Source organism: Streptacidiphilus anmyonensis (assembly GCF_000787855.1).
GTDB lineage: Bacteria > Actinomycetota > Actinomycetes > Streptomycetales > Streptomycetaceae > Streptacidiphilus > Streptacidiphilus anmyonensis.
The window spans coordinates 1-5,008 of sequence record NZ_BBPQ01000039.1 but is presented as its reverse complement, the minus strand read 5'-3'; the positions used below and the strand labels follow the sequence as shown (position 1 = coordinate 5,008).

Annotated in this window: 4 protein-coding genes and 1 pseudogene; 2 read left to right on the top strand and 3 right to left on the bottom strand. The window is 69.1% G+C overall.

Going from position 1 to position 5,008, the window contains the following annotated elements; translation table 11 throughout:
• Positions 1–63: 63 nt before the first annotated feature.
• From TR50_RS27280 to TR50_RS27270, 3 genes are all read right to left on the bottom strand, one after another.
• Positions 64–456: a hypothetical protein gene (locus tag TR50_RS27280; protein WP_042427567.1), complete on the bottom strand. Its 393-nt coding sequence runs from the start codon at positions 454–456 to the stop codon at positions 64–66.
• Positions 457–545: 89 nt separating this feature from the next.
• Positions 546–1,376 carry a heavy metal-binding domain-containing protein gene (locus TR50_RS27275; RefSeq protein WP_201776885.1) on the bottom strand — a complete coding sequence of 277 codons (831 nt, stop codon included), beginning with the start codon at positions 1,374–1,376 and terminating at the stop codon, positions 546–548.
• Positions 1,377–1,440: 64 nt separating this feature from the next.
• Positions 1,441–2,457 (bottom strand): heavy metal-binding domain-containing protein, encoded by a 1,017-nt coding sequence (locus TR50_RS27270; protein WP_152648671.1) that lies wholly within the window; start codon positions 2,455–2,457, stop codon positions 1,441–1,443.
• A gap of 328 nt (positions 2,458–2,785) precedes the next feature.
• Here TR50_RS27270 and ahcY point away from each other — a divergent pair.
• Together ahcY and TR50_RS27260 are read left to right on the top strand one after the other, a co-directional pair.
• A pseudogene (gene ahcY / locus TR50_RS27265) lies at positions 2,786–4,233 on the top strand (adenosylhomocysteinase).
• 48 nt (positions 4,234–4,281) lie between these two features.
• Positions 4,282–4,902: a hypothetical protein gene (locus TR50_RS27260; protein ID WP_042427564.1), complete on the top strand. Its 621-nt coding sequence runs from the start codon at positions 4,282–4,284 to the stop codon at positions 4,900–4,902.
• The last annotated feature ends 106 nt before the right edge of the window (positions 4,903–5,008 follow it).

Here is a 5,008-nt window from a genome sequence, read left to right as displayed (position 1 = left end):
GATGTGACGAACGCCTGGGGCGGGGCCCTTGGGCCCCGCCGCTCCGTTGTGCCCTGGAGGCTCTCAGAGGCCCATCACGAGCTTCTCCAGGGCCGCGCGCGCCCTCGCGTCCGACTCCGCCCGCAGGGCCACCGCAGCCGCCAGCTCGTGCACCCACTCGTCGAGCGCCACCTGCTTGCGCGACAGCACCACGCCACGCACCACCGTCGCCACCTCGCCCTGCGGGCGGCCGTGCGCCAGCACGAGGATCAGCCGACGGTCGTCCAGGCTCACCTCCAGCCGCTCGACCGTGCCGGGACGGCCGGCCAGCCGGTCGGAGACGGACCGCTTGCGTGCGAGCTCGACGGAGCCCGGCGGCAGGGCGTCCGCCAGGGAACCCGTCAGCACCTGGGCATACATGTCCAGATCCGCGGCGTCCCGGCGCAACGCCGCCGCCAGCAGCTCGATCTCGCTCATCTGCCTTCGCTCCCTCATCAGCACCCGGTGAGCTCATCAGCACCCGGTGGGCCCCTACCCGTTCGAACGGGCCCAGCATCTCAGCACGGTCAGCCGTCCAGGCTCAGCACCATGGTGGGACGCTCGATCTCGTGGTCCGGACGCAGCGGGCGGACCGCCGTGCCGATCGAGAAGAACTCCGTGGTGTGCCCGCCCCAGCGGTGGTTGTGGGCGTTGAGCTGGACCCCGACCACACCCTCGGCGTGCAGCGCCTCGGCCTCGGCCTGCATTCGGGACATCGCCAACTCGCGCGCGTCGTAGAGGGCCTGCGTGAACTGCTCGATCTCCACATTCTTGCCGATGTTCGAGAACACGGCCCCCATCCGCTGGTGCGCGATGTGGTAGACGCAGGTGCCCATGACCATGCCCAGCGGGGCGTAGCCGGCTCGGATCAGCGTCCAGAAGTCCTGGCCGGACAGGTCCGAGGTGAAGGGCTGGTTCTTGTTGTTGCGCCAGCTGCCGCCGCCGGGGGCCGGGTGGTCGGCCTTCACGGCCGTCCCGATGGCGATGAACTCCGCGATGTCGTTGCCGAACTCGCGCGCCTCCACCGAGAGCCGGACCCCGACGATGCCGTCGGCGCCCAGCGCGTGCGCCTCGGCCTCCATGCGGGTCATCGCCAGCTCACGTGCGTGGTACATCGCCTGGCTCAGCGTGTCCAGCTCCTGGTTCTTGCCCCAGCGGCCGAACTGGATGCCGACGTGGTAGATCGAGCTGCCCAGCACGAGACCGATCGGCTTGAAGCCGGCCTCGCGCACGAGCAGGAACTCGTTGACCGACAGGTCGCTCGTGAAGATCGATCCGGCGCGGCCCGGCTGCAGCTCCTGCAGTCGGCGCATCGCGTCCTCGGGCACACCCTGGGCGGTCGGGTCCATGGTGCTCATCGGGCAGCTCCCCTTGCATGGGTCAGGTCGTGGTTCGTGCTGATCGACTGCGTCATGCTCGTGTTCATCCCTGGTCCCCCAGTTCCTGCAGTTCGGCGAGCAGGCGGCGGTACTGGTCCTTGTCGCCGTACGGGCTGGACGCGACCGCGGCCAGCCGCTGCCGCAGCCGGTCACCGCGCTTGCCCAGCGGCATCACCGACAGCGTCCGCGGCGGCTCGGCCTTGGTCCGGAAGCGGGCGATGCTGGTGCCGATCATCGTGGCCTCCGCCACGTGGTCGCGCTGCTCGGAGTTGCGGTTCGACGCCCGGATGCAGGACTCCTCCCACACCTTCAGATCACCGCTGGCCATGATCACGCCGTCCCCGCCGAGCCGAGAGCCCTGCAACTGGAGCTGCTGCCGCGCGTCCGCACGGATCGCGTGGATCAGGTTGCTCCAGCCGGTGATCTCGTTGTTCCGCCACGAGTACAGCTGCGACTGGGTGCGGTAGTCGTTGTGGCGCACCCCGATGGACATCCCGACCAGCAGCTCGGCCGGCACCCAACCCGCGCTGACCAGCTTGGCGAAACCCTGTCCGTCGAGATGGCAGGTGAACGGGTGCTTCGGCCGCACGCCCCCGCGGGCGCGCACCGCCGTGCCGATCACCTTGAACTCCAGGCAGTTCGGCGCGTTCGGAAACGGCTGCATGGTCAGCTGCGCGGCCACCACGCCGTCGCCGCCCAGCGCGACGCACTCCTGGGTCATCCGGCCCAGCGCCGTCCGCCGGGCCTGGTCGAAGACGCCCACCAGCGCCTGCGAGGGCGCACCGCGCCCGGACAGCGCGATCGGCGCCTCGCCGTACCCGCCGAAGGAGTAGCCCGCACCCGAGAAGAGGCAGTCGTGATAGCCCCAGTAGCGGCCGCTGCGGGCGATCTGGAACACCGCCGAGCCCATCACCTGGCCCACCGGCTCGAAGCCGACGGACCGGACGGAGGCGAACTCGCCGGTGGTCAACGCGGAGGTCCAGGTGCCGCTCTGCCTGACCTCCGCCATGCGCTCGGCGGCGACAGGTGGCAACCCACCGCCGCTCCAGGGAACCGTCATCCCGCCCCACTTCCGTTCCGCACTGCGAACTCAGGGAACACGTAACTGCGCCTCTCGGAATGTACGCACGGTGTAGATTCGTCTCAAGCACCAGACGTCGCTGCTGATGGCGGTCGGCGAGCCCGGGTCCCCGGACGCGGTCACGCCGAGGGAGAGAGGGCCTCCGACGCACTGGTCCGGAACAATCGGTCATACGGTTGAGGTACGTGCAAGGGTTCCCGGAACCCACCGCCTCATCGGCATGCCCGCGCACGCGCCCGAGCCCGCCTCGGCAGCGCGCCGGTTCCGGGCCACCAACGCCCGCACCCCGACGTGATGGAGAGACAGCGTGACGTCCCTGAACGCCGGTGACTTCAAGGTCGCCGACCTTTCCCTGGCCGCTTTCGGCCGCAAGGAGATCCAGCTCGCCGAGCACGAGATGCCCGGCCTGATGGCGATCCGCAAGGAGTACGCCGCCGCGCAGCCGCTGGCCGGCGCGCGGATCACCGGTTCGCTGCACATGACCGTGCAGACCGCCGTGCTCATCGAGACCCTCGCCGCACTCGGCGCCGACGTGCGCTGGTGCTCGTGCAACATCTTCTCCACCCAGGACCACGCCGCGGCGGCCATCGCCGTGGGCCCGAACGGCACGCCGGAGGACCCGCAGGGCATCCCGGTGTTCGCCTGGAAGGGCGAGACGCTGGAGGAGTACTGGTGGTGCACCGAGCAGGCGCTGACGTGGCCGGGCTTCTCCGGCCCGAACATGATCCTGGACGACGGCGGCGACGCGACGCTGCTGGTCCACAAGGGCGTCGAGTTCGAGAAGGCCGGCGCCGCCCCGGACCCGTCGACCGCTGACTCCGACGAGTTCCGGATCATCCTCGAGCTGCTGAACCGCACGCTCAAGGAGACCCCGAAGAAGTGGACCGAGGTCGCCTCCGAGATCAAGGGCGTGACCGAGGAGACCACCACCGGTGTGCACCGCCTGTACGAGATGCACCGGGACGGGAACCTGCTGTTCCCGGCGATCAACGTGAACGACGCGGTGACCAAGTCGAAGTTCGACAACAAGTACGGCTGCCGGCACTCGCTGGTGGACGGCATCAACCGGGCCACCACGTGCTGATCGGCGGCAAGGTCGCCGTGGTCTGCGGCTACGGCGACGTGGGCAAGGGCTGCGCCGAGTCCCTCCGCGGCCAGGGCGCCCGCGTCATCGTCACCGAGATCGACCCGATCTGCGCCCTGCAGGCCGCCATGGACGGCTACCAGGTCACCACGCTCGACGAGGTCGTCGGGATCGCGGACATCTTCGTGACCACGACGGGCAACAAGGACATCATCATGGCCGCGGACATGGCCAAGATGAAGCACCAGGCCATCGTCGGCAACATCGGCCACTTCGACAACGAGATCGACATGGCCGGCCTGGCCAAGATCCCGGGCATCGTCAAGGACGAGGTCAAGCCGCAGGTCCACACCTGGACCTTCCCGGACGGCAAGACGCTGATCGTGCTGTCCGAGGGCCGTCTGCTGAACCTGGGCAATGCGACGGGCCACCCGTCCTTCGTGATGTCCAACTCCTTCGCGGACCAGACCCTGGCCCAGATCGAGCTGTTCACCAAGCCGGAGGAGTACCCGGTCGGCGTGTACACGCTGCCCAAGCACCTGGACGAGAAGGTCGCCCGGCTCCACCTGGACGCCCTCGGGGTGAAGCTCACCACGCTCACCCAGTCGCAGGCCGACTACATCGGCGTCAACGTCGACGGCCCGTACAAGGCCGAGCAGTACCGCTACTGATACTGATCGGCTGACGGTCACGCGGCCGCTGGCGCATAGGCTCGACCTATGCCCAGCGGCCGCTACTCGTTTCATGACACGCACGACGACACCCCCCTCGGTGAGGAACGCTTCAGCTGCGCGGCCGGACCCTCCGGCTGGCGCTACACAGCACAGACCTTCACCGCCGACGGCACGCTGGACGGCTCCGTCGACCTGACTCTCGACTCCCGGTCACGACCGATCCGGCTGGAACTTCGCCGCCACGGCTGGCAGGTTCGAGGCGGAGCGCTCTCCGGACTCACCTGGGTGCGGACACACCTCCAGGACACGGATCTCACGTTCACGCGGGAGGGCAACGAGAAGGCCCACGCCTTCACCGGCCGATCGCCCGCGTTCCTCGTCGCAACGGCCCGCATGCTCGCTCTGGCGGAGGGCTCCTCCGCCCGGGTACGGGTCGTCTCCTTCACCGAGCCGCTGCTGGCCCCACGCACGCTGGACCAGGGATGGGCTCTCGAAGGGATCGAAACACACCCCACTGACAGCGGTCCCCTGACCGTCCGCCGCTTCCGCGTCGCCGACCTGGAAACGGGGGAAGAGGGGATGGTGCACCTGGCCGGCGACGTGGTCCTGGCCGCGCCCGGAGTCGAGCTGGAGGAGCTGGAGACGCCCCCGGGTCCCTGGATTTGACTCGCCCCGGACGGCCACGTAATGTTCTCCGAGTTGCCCCGCTTCGACGGGGTGGCAAACCCTCGACAGTTAATCGGTAAATCCGATTGACGGGGGCCGCGAAATC